Below are 18836 nucleotides of genomic sequence, written 5' to 3' on the forward strand. Positions count from 1 at the left end.
ACTATTCAGTACCATATAGGGAGTCAAGTTGGTACTGATTAGTACCATTGGTGAACAGGCAAGACTCCCATGAAGCATATCGTTCCAGTTTTCTCGATTTTGGCTGCCGTTCTGATATCGGGTTGCAACCCGTCATCCGACGCTTCGACCAGATCGAACGAAGCTCCGGTTCGTGCCGTCAAAACGGTGACAGCGGAAGCTGCATCCGCCTACAGGCTGCGCGCCTATCCTGCAGTGCTCGAGCCACGTCAGATCACGCCGCTGGCATTCGAGGTCGGAGGTCGCGTCGGGCTCGTGGATCTGCAGATCGGGCAGGTGGTATCCGAAGGTGACAGGCTGATGGCCATAGAGCCGAAGGATTATGAGCTTCAACTTCAGCAAGCGGTGGCGGCCCTGCAGGAAGCCAGAAGTACACTGGAAAACGCCCAAAGAGATGTGAAGCGCCGCCGCCGCCTCTTTGAGAGAGGTGTGGTTTCGCAAGCCAGCCTGGACGAAGCGGAAACAGATCTGACGCTCGCCGTTGCCCGGGTGGAACAGGCCGTCAAATCGAAGGAGCTGATTGAAGAAAGTCTGGGAGATACGAAACTCACGGCGCCCTTCGACGGTTTTATCAACTCCATCGACATCGAAAGCTTCCAATCCGTTCAACCGGGCACGACCGCCTTGACGCTCTATCGTGATGATGGTCTTCAGGCTGAAATTCTGGTGAATCTCGACGTCGTGCAGAACCTGTCGGTCGATCAGCCGGTAAGTGTCGCAGTGTCCGGTCGCCCCGATCTTCAGCTTTCCGGAAAAATTTCGGAGATCGCCCACCGGGCACCGTCCGTTTCCGCGTTTCCGGTAATCGTCACGATTGGAGAAGCCGAGCCGTTTCTGCGATCCGGAGTTTCGGTCGAGATCGAGGTTGAGGTTCCGGTCACCGACGCAAGTGGTGCAATCGCATTACCGCTTTCCGCACTTGTGACTCATCTGGAAGCGGAGCTGGGTGTCCCGTCCACCGGGAAACAGCACCGAACGGGCAAGGTCTTCGTATTCGATCCTGTTACTGAAACACTGTCGTTGAAGTCGGTTGTTATCAGCGGCATGAATGATTTCGAGATGGTCGTTGTCGATGGCATCAGACCAGGTGACCAGATCGTCACTGCGGGTGTGCCGTTTCTCCAACCCGGACAACGGGTCAGACAATGGATGTCCGCCGATTACGGGGGGCAATCATGACTGGCTTGACCGAATTCGGCATCCGGAACACGCGCGTTACGATCTTCGTCCTGTTGCTGATCCTGATTGCGGGGGGGGCGACATATGTCGGTTTTCCGAAACGGGAAGATCCTGAGGTTACGGTTCGAACCGCAATCGTCTCGGCGATCAATCCGGGTCTTTCCCTCTTTCAGCTGGAAGAGCTGGTTGCCAGACCACTTGAAGAAACCGCTCGTGCGATCACCGGGGTTGATGAGGTCCGCACTCAATTGATCAGCGGTGCCGCGATCTTGGAGATCGATATCGAAACCGCGGTTCCGGAAGATGAAGTCGAAAACGTTTTCGACGACATCCGTGACGACATGAAGGATCTTACTGGCGAGATGCCTGACGGAACGCTCGGGCCGATCGTGAACACCGACTTTGGCGATGTGGCAATTGCAACCATCGCAGTGACGGGTGATGGCTTCTCTTTACGAGAATTGGAGCGCGCAACGGAAACGTTGAGAGACCGGCTTTACGCCGTCGAAGCGATCTCGGCGGTCACTCTTTATGGCACGCAGGACGAGGTAATCTGGCTTGACGTCGACCGGAGCCGTCTTGCTTCAATGGGCATTGCGCTCCAACCGATCATCAATGCTCTGCGGAGCCAGAATGTCCGGTTGCCATCCGGATCGTTTCAATCGGATGGCACGCGGATTTCCCTTGAGACAACAGGGGACTATTCCCGCATAGAGGACATAGAAAACACACTAGTGGAGGTGCCCGGAGCCGGACTGCTGCGGCTTGGCGATCTCGTGAAGGTTCGTCGCGGTTATGCCGACCCCGTCGAACGACCGGTTTATTTCGACGGCAAACCGGCGGTCCTTGCAGCGGTTGAAATGCACACGGGTGAAGACATCATCGCCATCGGTGAACAGCTCAACGAACTGGTTGTCCGGTTCAATGCCGAGCAACCCTGGGGCATTGAAGCAGAATTTTCCACCTTTCAGCCGGAAGTGGTCGATGAATCGGTCAGCAACGCCATGTCGAACATGCTGCAGACATTCCTTGTGGTCCTGCTGGTCATGTTCGCATTTCTGGGACTGCGGCAGGCTCTGGTCATTTCTTCCATCGTTCCGATTGCCGTCGCCTTTTCATTTGCGTTGATGCCGGTTCTCGGCGTTGAGCTGCAGCAGGTATCCGTTGCCGCGATTATCATTTCGCTAGGCATGCTCGTCGACAACGGCGTTGTCATCATCGAGGACATGGACAGGCGTATCCGCCAGGGTGCCGAGCGCCACGAGGCGGCCATCGCCGCCGGATCCCAGTATACCGGCCCGCTTCTCATTGCATCGGTTACCACCGTTGCCGCCTTTCTACCTCTGTTCATGGTCGACGGCACAGAAGGGCAGTACGGCTATTCGCTGGGTGCCGTCGTGGCTTTGATGCTGACCGGGTCGTTCATTGCAGCTGTATACCTTTTGCCGACTCTTGCCGTCTGGTTCCTACCCAAGTCCAGGATGGAGACAAAACGCGGAATCTTCGATCGTGTGGCGGACGGGTACGCAAAACTCATATCCTGGGGCATGAAGGCCCCATGGCTCGTGCTGTTACTGGTTCTTCTTGTCGGGGCGGGAGCAATGAGTCAGATGCCAAAAGTCCGGCAGCAACTGTTTCCGTTGAGCGAACGTGCACAGTTCCTCATTTACCTGGACCTTCCCAAAGGCAGTGACATTTCTTCCACGCGGTTTGAAGCGCTGCGACTGAGCGAATGGTTGAGCGACGAAAACAACAATCCCGAAGTTCTGAATGTCACCACGTTTGTTGGTTTCGGAGGTCCTCGGTTCGTGTTGACGCTTGATCCAGCGGATATTGATCCGGCGTCCGCCTTTCTGGTGGTCAATACCACCGATTACCGGTCATCCGCCGATGTGGTCGCCCGGGCCGAACAGGAACTGGCCTCCTCCTTTCCCAATGCTCGCGCAAGACTGAAAAGACTGGCCATGGCCGGGCGGGAGCCGGGTATCGAAATCGAGGTCTCCGGTCCTGACGCGGACAGGTTGCTTGCCGCAGCCTACCGGATCGAGCGCGAGATGAAAGCTGCGCCTGGACTGGTCGAGAACCAGGGAGACTGGGGTAATCGCGAGGTGCGCGGTGAAGTGAAAGTCGCGCAGGACCGCGCACGGGAATACAACCTCACCTCAAAAGACATTTCAGACGCGCTGGAAGGCTTTTTCGATGGCCGGCAGGTGTCAGTCTTGCGGGAAGACGATCGGCGGATCCCGATCATCATTCGGGGGCAGGCGGATGCGAGGGACAGTTTCGAGGATCTCTCGAACGTCGTGCTCGCCACGCCAAATGGCATGGTGTCGCTCGATCATGTCGCAAGCCTGCAGCCGGAGCTGGAGTTCTATTCGATCCGCCGGGTTGATCAACGCAGAACCGTGACTGTGAAGGTCCTGTCGACGGAGTTGACGGCCTACGACCTTGTGGACTTCATTCAACCGACGCTGGATGCTTTGCTGGAAGAACTGGGCCCGGCCTACAGGATCGAGATCGGTGGTGAAGTCGAGCAGGCAGGCGATGTCCGGGAAAAACTCGGCGGCGGATTTCCGGCAGCTCTCACGGTCATGCTGTTTGCCTTGATCATCCAGTTCAATTCGTTTCGGCGGGTGGGAATTACTTTCCTGTGCATTCCGCTTGTGGTGTTTGGCGTGCCGCTGGCGTTGACCTTGTTCAATCAACCCATGAGCTTCTTCGGAACACTCGGCATGATCGCGCTTTCCGGGATCATCATCAACAACGCGATCGTGATGATCGATCAGATTGACATCGAACGGCAAAGCCACCCGCTCAACGAGGCAATCGTGGAAGCGTGCCGGAAGCGGATAAGACCCATTTTGCTGACGTCGATGACGACGGTGATTGGTCTCTTTCCGATGGCCTATGCCGGAGGTGCATTGTGGGAACCCATGGCAACGCTCATGGCAGGCGGCCTCGGGTTGGCGTCCGTCCTGACCCTGTTCTACGTGCCGGCCCTTTACAGGATCGCGTTCTCGTTTTCCCGGTTCCGCAAAGAAGAAAAGCAAAAAGAAGGTCTTCCTGCATGAACAATCTCTTTGAAGGCAAAACTGGTCTCGTTCTTGGTGTCGCCAACAAGCATTCACTTTGCTGGGGTATCGCCAGCGCTCTTTCCGGATCTGGCGCCGGGCTTTTGTTGAGCTATGCCCACGACACTGTCGGCAAGCGCGTTCGCGGGCTTGCAGAGGAGTTGCAGGCTACTTGTCTGGAATGTGATGTGTCTTCAGATGACAGCCTGGATCGGTTCTTTGTTCAGGTTTCCGAAACTCTCAATGGTCGGCCGCTGGACTTTGTGGTTCACGGCGTTTCCTTTTCCGACAAACGCGAACTCGACGGCCCTTATCTCGATACATCGAGGTCCAACTTTCAGGTGGCACTTGATGTGTCTGCCTACAGTCTGACCGCCTTGTGCCAGCGGGCAGTTCCCTTGATGACCAATGGTGGATCGATTTTGACGCTAACTTATCTCGGCGCCGAAAAGGTGGTCCCGAATTACAACGTCATGGGTGTGGCCAAGGCCGCGCTGGAGGCCTCAGTCAGATATCTGGCCCATGATCTCGGTCCGTCGGGCATAACCGTCAATGCGATCTCGGCGGGGCCCATCAAGACACTCGCGGCATCGGGCATTTCCGGACTGCGTTCGCTAATCAAATGGAATGCGATGAATGCACCATTGCGGCGAAACACCACGATTGAAGAAGTTGGCGATGCAGCCTTGTTCTGCCTTAGCCACCTTGGGCGTGGCATGACCGGGGAAGTGCTGCATATCGACAGCGGCTTTCACACCACCGGCATCGTCGCGCGGGCAAACAGGGCAGTCATCGACCAGACGATGGCATGAGCATCGGTAGTGGTCTGCCAGTCAACCTGGAGCGACTGGGTGCGTTATCGCTGTCTTGAAAAATCCCTGAGGTAGACCATCAGCGCCTGAGATTTCTCGATGGCCTTGTCACTCTGGCCCTGAATGAGGGCAGCGAGCAGATCCGAGTAGATTTCCCTGCAGAAGGCCTGATCGGTGTCTTCGGCAAAGTGGAACCAGAAGCGCCGGGACAGGCCTTGGGTGGATTTCAGGGTGAAGTGCAGGAACTCGTTTTTCGAAGCATCGGCCGTCGCCAGATGAACCTCCCTAAGGAGCTCCATGAAACCGCGCCGGTCATCATCGGGCAGTGGTTTCAACTGGGCCAGGATCTGTTCGAAACGGGTCCGGTCCGAAGGGGTCTGATATTCGCAGGCCTTCTGGATGCAAAGGCGTTCGATCGGTTCGCGCAGCTCCAGAAGTTTCAGCATGGTCAGAGGGTTGATCTCGGGAATGACCACTCCGGCGCGAGTCAGTCTGACAAGGTTTTCACTCGACAGTTTCACCAGCGCTTCGCGAACCGGGGTGCGGCCCATGTCCAGGATTTCCGCAAGATCCGCTTCTGAATAGACAGCTCCGGGGGCCAGTTCGCAATTGACGATTGCCAGTTCGATGATGTCGTGAGCCTGTTCGGCCTTGGTTTTTTTCGTCACCGAAGTGAGGTTCATATGTCCTGCCTTACGCGCTGGAATACTTGCGGGTCGATAGAGACCCCAAGGCCAGCGCCGGTCGGGACTTCCATCATGCCGTCTTTATCCAACGGGGTGAGGCCGGTGGCAAGCCTTTGACGAAGCAAGGACGAACTGGTGGAATATTCCACAAGACTGGCCTGGCGACAGGTGGCCAGGAACTGCAGGTTTGCCGCTATGGTGATGTTGGTGTTGTAGCCATGCGGAACGATCCGCGCGTAGCTGCTCTCAAGCTTGGTTGCAAGACGACGAGTCTCTGTCAGACCACCGAACATTGTGATGTCCGGTTGGGCAATGTCGAACGCGTTGGCCGCCATATAGGGCTCGAATTCCCGGCAGGTTGTCAGTCCCAGATCGCCGATACCGATGGGAATGCGGCTCAAGCCTCTGAGTGTTACGTGACTGTTCAGGTCATTCAGCGGAAAAGGCGCTTCAATCCACTTGAAATCCAGCTCTTCAAGCAGAGGCAAGACGGGGCGCAGTTGGTCGAGCGTCGTCCATTCAAGTGCCACATCCAGCATCAATGAAGTATCCGGTCCGACGAAGTCACGCAAAAAACGCAGGTTTCGTTCCATCAGGTCCCGATTGTTCCACCAGGAGTGGACGCAGATTTTCAGATGTCTGAAGCCTTGCGACAGAAAACTCTTTGCCTGTCTCTCAATGCCTTCAAGCGTTTCGGAGAGAGGATAGATCGTTGCATAGGCAGGCAAGCGATCATGGTGTTTTTCGCCCAGGCAAGCCCAGACCGGAGCCCCCAAGCCCTTGGCAAACAGATCCCACAGCGCAATGTCGAGTGCGGATATGGCATGGATCACCGTGCCGTGCCGTCCGTGCCACTGGGTTGCGTCGTACATGTCGTCCCACAGGCGCGACGGATCATCCAGTGTCTGGCCGATGAGAACTCCGGCAAGGCCTCGTGACAGGTGGTTGTAGTCCGGCATTTCGATTGCCGCCTTCACCAGCGCCGGCGGCGCGTCGCTTTCGCCGATGCCAATCAGGCCGGTGTCGCTTTCCACCTCGACCAGAACATTCTGGTAAGATCCCTCAAAGCGGTGATCACCTGCTTTCGGGTCGCGCAGGATATGCGCTCGAACTGCTGTGATTTTCACGGCTCAAGCCTTGAAAACACGGCTGTCGTAAATGAAGGGGGCGAGGGCTTCCCAGTCCATTTCGATGCCCAGGCCGGGCAGACCTGACGGGCGGACGTAACCTTCCGCATCCGGGCGGATTACCCGCCTTGCCCCGAACTCGTACTTTTCGTAGGGCGCGGCCTGCTCGAAGTAATCGCAATTGTCGTGGGCCAGCATCAGGTGCAGGTTTGCGGCCTGTGTCAGCGTGTAGCCCCAGCTTTGCACTTCGCATTTCATTCCATGGGCCCGGGTCATGGCCATGCCGGCGTTGGCTCCGGTAAAGCCGCCCATTCCCGTCACGTCAAAGCGAGAACGGTCCCATGCTCCCATGGAAAGGGCCAGGTCGATCAGGTGCAGGTTGGGTAGGGAGTTTCCGCCGCAGATCACGTCGACATCGAGCGAGTCGGCCAGCCGCTTGTAGCCGCGAAGATCGCTGTCGGGGATCGGGGCTTCGAAAAACTCCCAGCCGGCCGTATCGAGCAGGCGTCCCATCCGCAAAGCCTGTTCGACTGTGTAATTGGCATCCGCATCCAGGCTCCAGCCAATTGGAATGCCGTCAAATTCCGTTTGCAGCCGGGTGACGAGGCGATAGTCGTCCTCAAACCTGCAATAGGGATGCACTTTGATGGCGGTGAACCCTTGCGCCAGCATCTCCTTGCAATAGGCGACATAGTCATCGTCGTCCGGCAGCAGTGGACTGGAAGCATAGGCGCGGATCTTGTCCCGTGCGGCTCCAAGCAGCTGATAGACCGGCAATCCGAGAAGCTTGCCCTTGGCATCGTGAAGCGCGATGTCGAAAAGCGACGTTGCCAGGTGACCAAGCGGGACGTAACGAGCCCGCATGTCCGCATAGATCTGCGGAATGTCCATCACGTCTTTTCCGAGGACAAAGGGTGCCATCAGACTGGCCGCATGAAACCCGGTGCGGTCGAATTCGTGCTCGGTGTAGGCTGTCAGTCCCGCGATGCCTTCGGTCCCATCGGAAAGGGTCAGCCGGGCGATCAGCAGGGCTTCGTACATTTCACCCAGCATGGCCGACCAGGTAACACGTTCGACGTCCGGTCCGACGGCCAAAAGCTCGATCTGTTCCACGCGATTTGCCATGATCATACTCCCAATCCTGGCCAGAGCATTTTACAGGAACACGCGGTCAACCGGCTCCGAGTTCCTGAAAAGTGCTCTGCTTACGCGAAGGGGGCGGTGATGCGCTGTCGCACCTCCGCCCCCTTCAAGACTTATTGCGACTGGTCTTCCCTGATGAACTTCACTGTGGTGATCATCATGAAGATCAGGATGAGCATGACCGGCAGGCCTACGAGAACCGAAGCGGTCTGCATGGTTTTCAATCCGCCCAGGAAGAGCAGGGTCAGTGGCAGGATCGCGATTGCGCCGCACCAGAACAGGCGGTTGCCTCGGTTGGGCTCCTGGCCTTCGTCCAGTTCCCTGGTCGATGCACAGGCCATGACATAGGCTGCGGAGTCGAAGGTGGTGGCCAGCAGGACAATGCCGGAGATAGCAACGGCGACCAGCACCAGTTTGGCCATCGGCAGTGTCTTGAACATTTCGATGATGGCAGGTGCCACACCGTCATTGTTGACCAGGTCCACCATCGGCAAGGTGCCCTGCATTTCCAGGCTGATGCCGTAGCCACCCAGAACCAGGTAGAAAAGGGTGCAGCCTGCGCTGCCAAAGACCAGCATCCCCACCACGATTTCACGGATGGTCCGGCCCATGGAAATGCGGGTGACGAACATGCCCATGAACGGTGCATAGGCAACCCACCAGGCCCAGTAGAACACTGTCCAGGCTTGCGGGAAGCCGGACTTGTTGATGCTGTCGGTCCAAGTGGACATCTTGATGTAGTTGTCGACGGTGTAGCCGATGGCATCGAGGCCGAGACCCAGAATGAAGCCGGACGGGCCGACGACGAAGATATAGACCACGATCGCCAATGAGATCAGCGTGCCGGCATAGGACAGGCGCTTGATGCCCTGATCCAGTCCGAGACCGGACGACGCGGTGAACACCGCAGTGCAACTCAGGATGATGAAGACGTCGAGATATGTTGATGGCTCAATTCCCAGCACGGAGGCTACCGCGCCACCGATCATCGGCGTGCCGAGACCGAGGGACGTTGCCGCCGCTCCCAGAATGCCGAAGATGAATAGGTAGTTGATGATCGAACCGACCGGGCCGTCAACAAGATCGCCGAGAGCGCCACGGCAGCTTTCAGACACGTTGTAGATGTGCTTCTTGCGGACGTAGTAGATGTAGCTCATGGCAATGGCGGGTACGCAGTAGAGCGCCCAGGCTGTTGGTCCCCAGTGGAAGATACCGTAGCCCTGGGCCACGGTGAACATCTCGGGTGTTTTGGGTTCGATCCCGAACGGTGTCCAAGCATAGTGGTACGCCCATTCGGTACCGCCCCAAAGAACGAGGCCGGAGGCAATGCCGGCCAGAAACACCATGGCGCCCCATGCGGACCATGTGAATTCCGGAGCCTGATCGGCAGCTCCCATCCTGATCTTCCCGGCGTCGGAAGCGGCCAGAACGATCAGGAAAATCAGTGCGGTGAAACCGATGCCCAGAAAGGCAAAATCGAAAGTGTTGGTCATCCACTCGAAGATCCCGCTGATGCTGGTCTTCGATCCGTCCGGGAAGACGATCAGCATCATCGCGATGGCCGCAATGATGGTGATGGAAATTCCCAGCGTGCGGGTGTCGGTCACGACCCCGCGCGTTTCAGCTTGAACTGACATGCTCCTCCCTTTCCCTGTTCAGTTGCGCATCAGCTGCGCGATCTCGTCTCCCGAGATCTCTTGGAACGTGTTGCTTTCCTTGATGGACAAGTCGGCTGCGATGGCCGCTGCCCGGCCATATTCAAAGCACTGCGCTGTCACCCGGGCCGAGGCCAGGGCTTCATGTTCGGCTGCCAGGCATCTGCCGGCGACGATGACGTTCGAGCCCTCCCTGGGCACAAGCGTGCCGAACGGAACGTCGTAGTAATCGTCGATCAGCCATTCGGTTTTCGGCTTTGCTCCATAGTGAAGCTCGATCGGCCAGCTGGACCGTGCGATGCTGTCGGACGCCTTGGTCTTGCCGGTGACATCTTCATTCATGAGGCGCTTGAGGCCATCGATGGAGCGGGTCTGGCGCACACCGACTTCAGCGCCGTAGTCGATGAAATAGGCGTCCTCACAGCCTGGAATTTCCTCCCGGAGAAATTCGAAGAAGGCCTTTGCCTGATAAATCGAGAACTGCTCGGCTTCGGAGTGGTCGATCGGATTGGTGACATCCAGGGCGCGGCCATCAAAACCGGTGATCTTGGTGCCATTGACCAGAATCTCGCCCGGATTGACGGTTGGGAACAGCCAGACTTTCTTGCGCACCAGTTCGTCACGTGCTTCCAGCTTTTCGACCACCTTGGGCGGGCAGATCGTGTCCGCGCCCCAGTAGGCGTTGTAGGCGTCCAGATCCACATTGCCGATCTTGAACATCATCGACGGATTCTGGATCACGCCGTTGTTGCCCTTGGTGGTGTGGAAACCGGACTTGAAGACAATGTCACCGTCACCTGAAGCGTCGATGAAACGCCTGGCGGAAACCCTGGTGAAACCGGACTTGGTGTTGAGGACCAGACTGGTGATCGTGTCACCGTCCTTCTCCACGTCCATCATCTGGGTGTGGTAGAGCACGTCGACACCGGCCTGCCTCAGGAAGTCGGTAGCCACTTTCTTGTAGCTGGCGCAGTCGTGGGTCGCGACCCAGGTCTTGCCGTAGATCTGCGGCTCAGTCAGTCCGCCGTCATCAAGAAGCGCCGAGCGGAAACGTTCGGTGAAACCATTGATGATCTGTTCCGGCTTCGCGTTTCTGGCATGCGGATCTTCAACGGTCATGTAGAGGCCGCAGATCGTGCCGGACATGCCTGACACCGCAGCGCCCCCGCAATAGGCAAGCCTTTCGATCAGCAGCACCTTGCTGCCGGCCTCGGCTGCGCAGGTTGCTGCGGCAATACCGGCAGGCCCCCCTCCCAGCACAACAATGTCGAAGGTTCCCAGCACGGGAAGGTCCGCGTAGCAATCGGGCGTCAGATTGATCTGAAACATGGTTCCTCCTAGCTTGGGGAATGGTAAATACACTATTGGTCGACGATTTGTCGACCATTAATGTATTGAATCGAGTGAACACGCGGAATTCTGCGGTTGCGATCGCTGTAACCGCTTAAAATCGTGAGTTTTTTGCTGAGAAAGTTTTTTGACCGGTGTACCCAACCGAAGCGGATTTCTACCACTTCAGGTGGTTGGGCATGTGGGTGGATGCACTGTTGATTGCGATCGCTGAAGGCAATGGTGTCGCGTTCGTTAATGTCGCAAGACGCGGAGGTTCTTTTTATCTTTCTGTCGTCATTGCCGAATATGAATCACTGTTGTCCGGCTTTGATGAACCCGCTCTCTCAAACTTCCAGATGTCAGTCGGATAGTTGCTGCGATAAGTCTATGAAGCTCGGCACAAGATTTCAGCATTTGTCATCCCGGCAGCAGCGTAGTGGATGGCTGGGATCCAGTAACCCTGGTATCAATTTGTACCGCAAACCCTTGCGTTTGCCGGATCCCTGCATTCGCAGGGATGACAACAGTTAAGTCTTTCAAAAACCGTTTTGTTCAATTGGAGTTCAAGCAGGCATCATCGGGTCAGGGTGTTGCAATCCATGCGGTGCCGCCTCATTTGGACGGGCGAACAAGATCTGAAAGGTTAGGCCATCGACCCCGGTTCAGGCCCGGGGCAGGGTGCCGCGTCAGAAACGGCAATGACGGACAAATCGGAGGTCATTGACTTCCGCTCGCTTGCGCCCCTCTTCGGATGTCACCTGACCACGTGAACCGCGCATTTTGCATGGCGGACGACGCGGGCCGCTGTGGAGCCGAGAAACAGGTCCTGCATGCCCGGGCGATGACTTGCAATGACGATGCAGTCGTTCTTCTGGGTCTCGGAAACATCGAGAATGGTGCGCGCCGAATGGCCTTCCATGACAACGACACTCGCATCGCTCAGGCCTTCAACCAAAGGGCTGAGTTTTTCGATAACGGTTTTGCGGGCCGTCTCGAAGTGATCCTCAGGCAGGAGATCACTTGCGTATTGGGGCAAGTGTTCCAACACATGCAGGACTGTTATCGCGCCATTTTCCGCACGCAGAGCGTCGGCCACCTCGAGAGCCTGACGGGCGTCGCGCCCGGTCTCGAAAGAAACGGGTACCAGAATGTTGTTGTACATGAGATCTATCCGAAAAGGACCGGCAGTCCGGAGCGTCCTTCCTGCCGGTGCGAAGTGACGGCCAAGTGTTATGGCTGGGTGAACATCGTCTGGTATTTGTCCCGAAGGATATTCTTTTGGACCTTGCCCATGGTGTTGCGCGGCAGCTCATCAAGAAGAATGAGTTTTCGTGGATGCTTGAAACGGGCAAGCGAGGTCTTGACCGAGTCCTGAATCTCTTCAAGGTCCGGCTTGCCTCCTTTTTCGGGAACGAGGACACCGAGCACGGTCTCGCCAAAGTCGGGGTGAGGCACACCGATGACGGCGCTTTCCAGAACCCCCGGTTGGTCATCGAGTACCAACTCGATTTCCTTGGGGTAGATGTTGTAGCCGCCGGAGATGATCAGGTCCTTGTTGCGGCCGACGATGTGCACATAACCGTCCTCATCTATTCGGCCAAGGTCGCCGGTGATGAAAAAGCCGTCGGCCCGCAGTTCGGCAGCGGTCTTTTCCGGCATCTGCCAGTACCCCTTGAACACATTCGGTCCTCGCACTTCGATCTGGCCGACATCACCTGCAGGCAGGCTCGCACCGGTTTCAGGGTCGGTGATCTTGAGTTCGACGCCAGGTAGGGGGAAGCCGACGGTTCCGGCGCGTCGCTCGCCATCATACGGGTTCGACGTGTTCATGTTGGTTTCGGTCATGCCGTAACGCTCGAGAATGCGATGGCCGGTGCGGTCCTCGAATTGAACGTGGGTTTCAGCCAGCAAGGGAGCGGATCCGGAGACGAAGAGGCGCATGTGCGCGGCCAGGTCCCGGGTGAAACGATCATCGTCCAGCAGTCTTGTATAAAAGGTGGGAACACCCATCATGGTGGTTGCCTGGGGCAACCGGGCAATGACCTCTTCAATGTCAAACTTTGGCAGGAAGATCATGCAGCCACCCGCGGCCAGAGTGACGTTGGAGGCAACGAACAAACCGTGCGTGTGGAAGATGGGCAAGGCATGCATCAGCACGTCGTCTGAAGTAAAGCGCCATTCCTTTACCAACGTCTGTGCGTTGGAGAGCAGATTGCTCTGGGTCAGCATCGCACCCTTGGAGCGGCCTGTGGTGCCGGACGTGTAAAGGAACGCGGCCAGATCGTCCGCGCTCCGCTCAACAGTGGTGTATGTTGCGGGCATCTGTTTTGCCTGATCCGTCAGGCTGCCGCTTCCATCCGCATTGAGGGTTTCTATCCGGGCACCGAGTTCTTGGGCAATCGGTGCTAGAGCCGGCTCGCTACCTGCATCGCAGACAATCAGCGATGCGCCGCTGTTTTCGATGAAGTAGGACAGCTCGTCCACGGTATAGGCCGTGTTCAGTGGCAGGAAGACGAGACCTGCCTGGACACAGGCTGCGTAAAGCGCCAGGGCCTGGGGTGATTTCTGAACCTGGGCGGCGACACGGTCGCCCGGTTTCAAACCAGTGCGCGTCATCGCATGAGCGATTTGAGCAGCAATGGCCAGAAAGTCTTCATGCGTGAGCGTGCTGCCGTCAGGAAGATGCAAGAACGGCGTCGATTTGCCGGCATGTATGCCGAACAGGCTGTCGTAGAGCGGGTTAGCCATTGGGGCTACCTTTCCTGGTCTGCGAGAAGGCTGAGGATCTGGCAAGCGAACGCACCTGATCCGAGGCCACCACTTCCTGTGTGGTAGCAAAGTTTTCGTGATTCTGGGCGACACGTGGCAAGTCGTAGAGATAGTTGACCATCGTGCCACTCGACTGGGCGCGGCCTTTGTCGGAAATGTCGGCGTCGGCATGCACGGCATGTACTATTGCACCGTTGCCGAGATGAAATCGGGCGACGGGGTCGACCGGCAAGCCCTTCGATGTCTTGGCGTTCAACAGATAGTAGGCGGCATCTGCCTTCATATCGTTGGCGGCGCTGCTGTCCCATTCGTGACCTTCCTTCTTCAGCCAGCGTGTGAAGCCTGGAATGGGAGACAGGGTCACGAAGGTTTTCAGGCCCGACAGCTCGCCGGAAAGATCAGCCGCCACCTGCTTGATCAGGGAATTGCCGAACGAGATGCTGGCAAGACCGGTCTGGCAATTGGAGATGGAATAAAACACAGCCGTGTCGGCGTCTTCGGCCGGCATGGCCGCGCGGTCTTCTGCAAGCAATGCCTGCACGGAGTCCGGAATGCCCTTGGTCAGGGCGACTTCCACAAAGATCAACGGTTCATCCGGCATCGACGGATGGAAAAAGGCGAAGCACCTGCGATCGGCCGGCTCCAGGCGCCTGCGAAGATCATCCCAGCTGTCGATGGCATGCACCGCCTCATAGGCGATGATCTTTTCCAGGATATGAGCAGGGCTCTCCCAGTTGATCGGGCGCAGGACCAGAAAACCGCGATTGAACCAGGAAGAAAACAGGTGCCGGAGATCGAGATCCAACGCTTCCAGTTCGGGCTCCTGGTCGCGAAGCCGCAGAAGATCCGCGCGCATTTGCACCAGTGTGCCTGTTGCACCCGGAACGCGGTTCAGCCGCCGGAAAAGCTCCTGCCGGCGAGGCTCGGCAGCGGACATGAAATTCCGGTAGCTGGTTTTTGAAGGGGCCTTTTCATAGTCATCCAGAGCTTCGCGCACCCTTGCCGGGTCGATGCTCAGTGCGGTGGCGATTTTCTGGAAGAACGCAATCTTGTCCTGGTCTTCCAGCTCATCGAAACCGGACAGAATGTCCTGCGCAATCGCAAGGCCGGAAGTCTCTCCCGCCGAGCCGACCAGATCGGTGGCCAGCTCGTCGAGCGGTCGGTTTGCCTGTTTCCGGCGAAGAGGCTGGCGGTAGCGTCGCTCGAAAACCGTCGATAGAAGGTCAGCCAGGAGTGTCATACCGCTTTCCCCATGATGACGTCAGGCAGCCAGGTCGCCAGTTCAGGGAACAGGCACAGCAGAACGATTGCCAGAACCATGCAGCCGACAAAGGGCAGCGAACCGGTCAGGATGGTCTTCAGGGAAATGTCCGGTGCGATGCCGTTGATGACATAAAGGTTCAGGCCGACCGGTGGCGAGATCAGACCGATTTCCATGTTGATGGTCAGCACGACGGCAAACCAGATCGGATCGAATCCCGCCGTGGTGATGATGGGCAGCAGGATTGGAGCTGCCATCAGGATCACGGCGACAGGCGGCAGGAAGAACCCTGCGATCAGCAGGAAGATGTTGACGGCACCCATCAGGACCCAGCGATTGACATCGAGAGTGCCAATCCACTCGGCAATCGATTGGGTGATGAACAGCGAGCTGAGCATGTAGGAAAAGACACCGGCCGCAGCGATGATGAAGAGGATCATCACCGATTCCTTGGTGCTGTCGCGCAGGACGACCCAGATCGCTTGAGGCTGCCAGAGCTTGTAGATGATGACGGCGATCAGAAGGCACAGCAACGCGCCGACCGCAGCAGTTTCCGAGGGTGTCGCGATGCCGCCATACATGGCGTAGAGGACACCAAGAATGATTGCCAGGAACGGCAGGACTCGCGGCAGGATTTCAAACCTCTGTGCCCAGCTGTAGGAACCGGAGCTGAGCCGGGCACCATCGCCTGAGCGCCATGTCGAATAGAGCGACCAGGCCATGAACAGGCCAACCAGAAGCAGACCCGGAATGACACCTGCCAGAAACAGCCGGCCGATGGAGGTTTCGGTCGCGATGCCGTAGACGATCATGGTGACCGATGGTGGGATGAGAATGCCGAGAGTGCCTCCGGCGGCGATGGAACCGGCCGCGACCCCGTCCGGGTAGCCACGTTTGCGCATCTCCGGAATACCCATCTTGCCGATGGCGGCACAAGTGGCCGGTGAGGAACCGGACATGGCAGCAAACAGCGCGCAGGCTCCCAGATTGGAGACAACCAGGCCGCCGGGCACCCGGGTCAGCCAACGTTCCAGTGCTTCATAGAGGTCTGCTCCTGCCCGGGTGGAGGCGATTGACGCCCCCATGATGATGAACATCGGTATCGACAGCAGCGCGAAATTATCGAGCTTGCCGAACAGGATTTCCGGCATCAGTTCCAGCGAGCGCGGGCCGTCGAAAATGATCAGGAAGCCGGCAGACACGATCAGCAGCCCGATGGCAACGGACACGCCGGAAAAAAGAACCAGGATTGTCGCGATTGCGACGATCGCGCCAAGGAGAAGGGGATCCATCAGCGTTACTCCAGGCCAAAGGGTTTGTCAGTGCCGGTCACGACCGCTACCAGATCGGCGATCAGCTGCAGCAGGAGAAGGCCAAAGCCAACAGGGATGGACAAGTAGGGGATCCAGAGGCGCACACCCCACACCGTGTCGGACCGCCATCCGCGTTCCCAGGCAAAATGCCAATACTCAAAGCCGTACCAGAGCATGATTGACACGATGACGATGGACAGGGCCGACGTCAGCATCGCCAGCAGGAACCTGGGGCGCGGGGCAAGAGACAGCGGGATGAGGTCCACATTCACGTGGCCTCGCAGACGCTGGACATAAGGCAGACCAACGAGCGTTGCTGCGATAACAAGATAGATCACGGCTTCGGTCTGCCAGACGGTGGAGCCGTTCAGGACGAAGCGGACGATGATCATCTGGCACGTGATTGCGACAGCCGCGACAATCATCCCGGCCGAGCACCAGCCTGCCAGATTTGAAAGGACCGCGACGGCGCGAAGGAAGGGGTTGTCTCCCGTACGAGCGACAACAGCGGAGCTATGGCCGGCCATAACCGTCTCCCTGAAAGTTTGGTTCAATTGAAAAGGGTGGGGCAGCATGTTGCTGCCCCATTCGCCGTAAACCGGTCTTGCTTACTCGACAGCAAGGGCCTTATCGAGCAGGTCCTGTCCGTCCGGCACTTCCTCAACGAACTTCTGGTAAGACGTTTCCATGGCCAACTTGCGCCAGGCTTCGAAGTCTTCCGGGCTCATCTCGGCGATTTCAACACCAGCTTCGGCAAAGACGGCTGCAGAAGCGGCGTCCTGTTTCTTGGCTTCTTCCAGGTAGTACGCCTCGGCCTTTTCAGCGGCTGCCAAAAGGGCTTTCTGCTGGTCTTCCGTCAGGCCTTCGAAGGTCGACTTGTTCATCAGGAGCGGCTGATACATGAACCACAGGGCAACGTCGCCGGCCGGTGTGTAACACTTCACCTGCTCGTAGATCCGATAGGAGACGAATGACGAGGACGATGTGTTGGCGGCCTGAAGGACGCCGGTCTGCATGGCGTTGTAGATTTCAGAAGAGGCCATGGAGGCGATGGACGCGCCTGCTCCGGCGAGCATCTGCTCGAAGGACTTGCCGGCAGCTCGGGTCTGCAATCCCTTTACGTCTTCGGGATTGGTGATGCATTTGTCCGTGCCCGCGAACCCGCCGGCAAGATAACCGTGCACCAGCACCATGACGTCGTCATCGGCCATCTTGGCTTCAAGAGCTTCCATGAAGGGCGAGCTGCTGAGGCGGGCTGCATGGTCGTGGTTCTTCACCAGGCCGGGCATCAGGGTGAGGTTGTAAGCCGGCTGCTGGCCACCAGCGTAGCTCAGCGGAAACACGGTCATGTCGAGCTGACCGCGGCTCAGGGGCTTGTACTGCTCACGCGGCTTGAACAGGGATTTGGAGCCGAAGATCTTGATGTTCAGATCGACATCTGCCGCCGCAACTTCATCTGCAACAATCTGTGCCACCTGATGGCGAATATCCTTGTTGGACCATTGGTGAGACAGCCGTAATTCCGTGGCGTTGGCGTAGGTGCCAGCACATGTAATGGCAAGGGCGGCCACCGCGCCTTTCAAAATGGATTTCATGATTTCCTCCCGAAGTCTCCACCTCAGCATGCCTGAGGGGATGGTTCAGAGTAATGCGCTTTTGTTTTTCAAGTCAACATTCTTGTATACAAAAAGTTCAAGATTGCGTTTCACATTTGCTCCAGCTAAAAATAGGGACATGGAACAACGTCGTGCAGACAACATTGCCGAAGCGCTTGAAGAACAGATTTTCAGCGGCGTCTATATGGATGGCGACCGACTGGATGAAGTGCGGCTTGCTGAACAATTCGGCGTTTCCAGAACGCCGCTTCGCGAAGCTTTTCAGAGGCTTGCGCTCTCAGGTTTGGTCGAACTCATTCCTCGCAGGGGTGCCTTCGTCCGGCAGCCGGGACCGATCGAACTGATGGAGATGTTCGAAGTCATGGCCGAACTTGAGGCCGTGTGCGGGCGGCTTGCCGCCATGCGGATATCGGAAGAGGCGCTTGAAGATCTTCGTGATGCCAACGCGAAGTGCCAGCTCGCCGTCGATGCTCAGGATCCGGACAATTACTACTCGGAGAATGAACGGTTCCATCGAACCATTTACCTGCAATCCGGTAACGGCTTTCTGGCGCAGGAAGCATCAAAGCTGCACAAGCGCCTGAAGCCATTCCGTCGCCAGCAGCTCAAGTTTCGCGGACGTATGGCTCAGTCGATGGCCGAGCATGAGGCCATTGTGGATGCGCTTTCCAAAGGGGAGCCGGAAGCAGCAGCCAAGGCCCTTCGTGAACATGTCGCCGTTCAGGGCGAAAAGTTCCATAATTTGATGGCCAGTCTGAAAACCGCTGCGGAATAGGCCATCATTTGCCTGTCCGTGCTGCAGTCCCCCTCAAGCCCGAGGCCTGTCCCCGCGG

General features: G+C 57.5%; 16 protein-coding genes. 5 read left to right on the forward strand and 11 right to left on the reverse strand.

The features are described 5' to 3' along the window. The first annotated feature begins 69 nt into the window (after window positions 1-69). The 3 genes from ABLO27_RS20035 to ABLO27_RS20045 are packed head-to-tail and all read left to right on the forward strand — an operon-like array spanning window position 70 to window position 5101. Window positions 70-1218, forward strand: coding sequence for an efflux RND transporter periplasmic adaptor subunit (locus tag ABLO27_RS20035; RefSeq protein WP_353035129.1), 1149 nt, complete (start codon window positions 70-72; stop codon window positions 1216-1218). Then, complete coding sequence (locus tag ABLO27_RS20040; RefSeq protein WP_353035131.1) at window positions 1215-4289, forward strand: efflux RND transporter permease subunit; 3075 nt, start codon at window positions 1215-1217, stop codon at window positions 4287-4289. Before ABLO27_RS20035 ends, ABLO27_RS20040 begins: the two co-directional genes overlap by 4 nt. Further along, the gene (locus ABLO27_RS20045; protein ID WP_353035133.1) at window positions 4286-5101 is read left to right on the forward strand and encodes an enoyl-ACP reductase FabI; all 816 of its coding nucleotides are present in this window, start codon (window positions 4286-4288) and stop codon (window positions 5099-5101) included. Before ABLO27_RS20040 ends, ABLO27_RS20045 begins: the two co-directional genes overlap by 4 nt. 44 nt (window positions 5102-5145) lie before the next feature. Here the strand turns inward: ABLO27_RS20045 and ABLO27_RS20050 are convergent, their stop codons facing one another. The 5 genes from ABLO27_RS20050 to ABLO27_RS20070 form a co-directional block, all read right to left on the reverse strand. Further along, complete coding sequence (locus ABLO27_RS20050; RefSeq protein ID WP_353035135.1) at window positions 5146-5784, reverse strand: GntR family transcriptional regulator; 639 nt, start codon at window positions 5782-5784, stop codon at window positions 5146-5148. Next, entirely contained in the window at window positions 5781-6914 is a 1134-nt protein-coding gene (locus ABLO27_RS20055) for a mandelate racemase/muconate lactonizing enzyme family protein (RefSeq protein WP_353035137.1), read from the reverse strand. The genes ABLO27_RS20050 and ABLO27_RS20055 overlap by 4 nt, the downstream gene beginning before the upstream one ends. 3 nt (window positions 6915-6917) lie before the next feature. Continuing rightward, window positions 6918-8039, reverse strand: coding sequence for a mandelate racemase/muconate lactonizing enzyme family protein (locus tag ABLO27_RS20060; RefSeq protein ID WP_353035139.1), 1122 nt, complete (start codon window positions 8037-8039; stop codon window positions 6918-6920). Window positions 8040-8170: 131 nt separating this feature from the next. Next, on the reverse strand, window positions 8171-9694 hold the full coding sequence (locus tag ABLO27_RS20065) for a BCCT family transporter (RefSeq protein ID WP_353035141.1): 1524 nt from the start codon (window positions 9692-9694) through the stop codon (window positions 8171-8173). Between the two features lie 18 nt (window positions 9695-9712). Beyond that, window positions 9713-11041, reverse strand: coding sequence for an FAD-dependent oxidoreductase (locus ABLO27_RS20070; RefSeq protein WP_353035143.1), 1329 nt, complete (start codon window positions 11039-11041; stop codon window positions 9713-9715). A gap of 200 nt (window positions 11042-11241) precedes the next feature. Here ABLO27_RS20070 and ABLO27_RS20075 point away from each other — a divergent pair, with 200 nt between their 5' ends. Beyond that, window positions 11242-11415: a hypothetical protein gene (locus ABLO27_RS20075; protein WP_353035145.1), complete on the forward strand. Its 174-nt coding sequence runs from the start codon at window positions 11242-11244 to the stop codon at window positions 11413-11415. 383 nt (window positions 11416-11798) lie between these two features. Here the strand turns inward: ABLO27_RS20075 and ABLO27_RS20080 are convergent, their stop codons facing one another. The 6 genes from ABLO27_RS20080 to dctP form a co-directional block, all read right to left on the reverse strand. Further along, a complete protein-coding gene (locus tag ABLO27_RS20080) occupies window positions 11799-12206 on the reverse strand; it encodes a universal stress protein (RefSeq protein WP_353035147.1) in 408 nt (135 codons plus the stop codon). Between the two features lie 68 nt (window positions 12207-12274). Further along, window positions 12275-13792, reverse strand: coding sequence for a malonate--CoA ligase (locus tag ABLO27_RS20085; RefSeq protein WP_353035148.1), 1518 nt, complete (start codon window positions 13790-13792; stop codon window positions 12275-12277). Next, window positions 13785-15053 carry a malonyl-CoA decarboxylase gene (locus tag ABLO27_RS20090; protein ID WP_353035149.1) on the reverse strand — a complete coding sequence of 423 codons (1269 nt, stop codon included), beginning with the start codon at window positions 15051-15053 and terminating at the stop codon, window positions 13785-13787. The genes ABLO27_RS20085 and ABLO27_RS20090 overlap by 8 nt, the downstream gene beginning before the upstream one ends. Beyond that, on the reverse strand, window positions 15050-16366 hold the full coding sequence (locus ABLO27_RS20095) for a TRAP transporter large permease (protein WP_353035150.1): 1317 nt from the start codon (window positions 16364-16366) through the stop codon (window positions 15050-15052). The genes ABLO27_RS20090 and ABLO27_RS20095 overlap by 4 nt, the downstream gene beginning before the upstream one ends. Before the next feature lie 5 nt (window positions 16367-16371). Next, entirely contained in the window at window positions 16372-16914 is a 543-nt protein-coding gene (locus ABLO27_RS20100) for a TRAP transporter small permease (protein ID WP_353035152.1), read from the reverse strand. An 81-nt stretch (window positions 16915-16995) separates the two neighbouring features. After that, complete coding sequence (dctP, locus tag ABLO27_RS20105; protein ID WP_353035154.1) at window positions 16996-17982, reverse strand: TRAP transporter substrate-binding protein DctP; 987 nt, start codon at window positions 17980-17982, stop codon at window positions 16996-16998. A 139-nt stretch (window positions 17983-18121) separates the two neighbouring features. Between dctP and ABLO27_RS20110 the strand changes: the two genes are divergently transcribed. Next, window positions 18122-18778 carry a GntR family transcriptional regulator gene (locus tag ABLO27_RS20110; protein ID WP_353035156.1) on the forward strand — a complete coding sequence of 219 codons (657 nt, stop codon included), beginning with the start codon at window positions 18122-18124 and terminating at the stop codon, window positions 18776-18778. Window positions 18779-18836 lie beyond the last annotated feature (58 nt).

It is taken from the genome of Roseibium sp. SCP15, from assembly GCF_040329435.1.
GTDB lineage: Bacteria > Pseudomonadota > Alphaproteobacteria > Rhizobiales > Stappiaceae > Roseibium.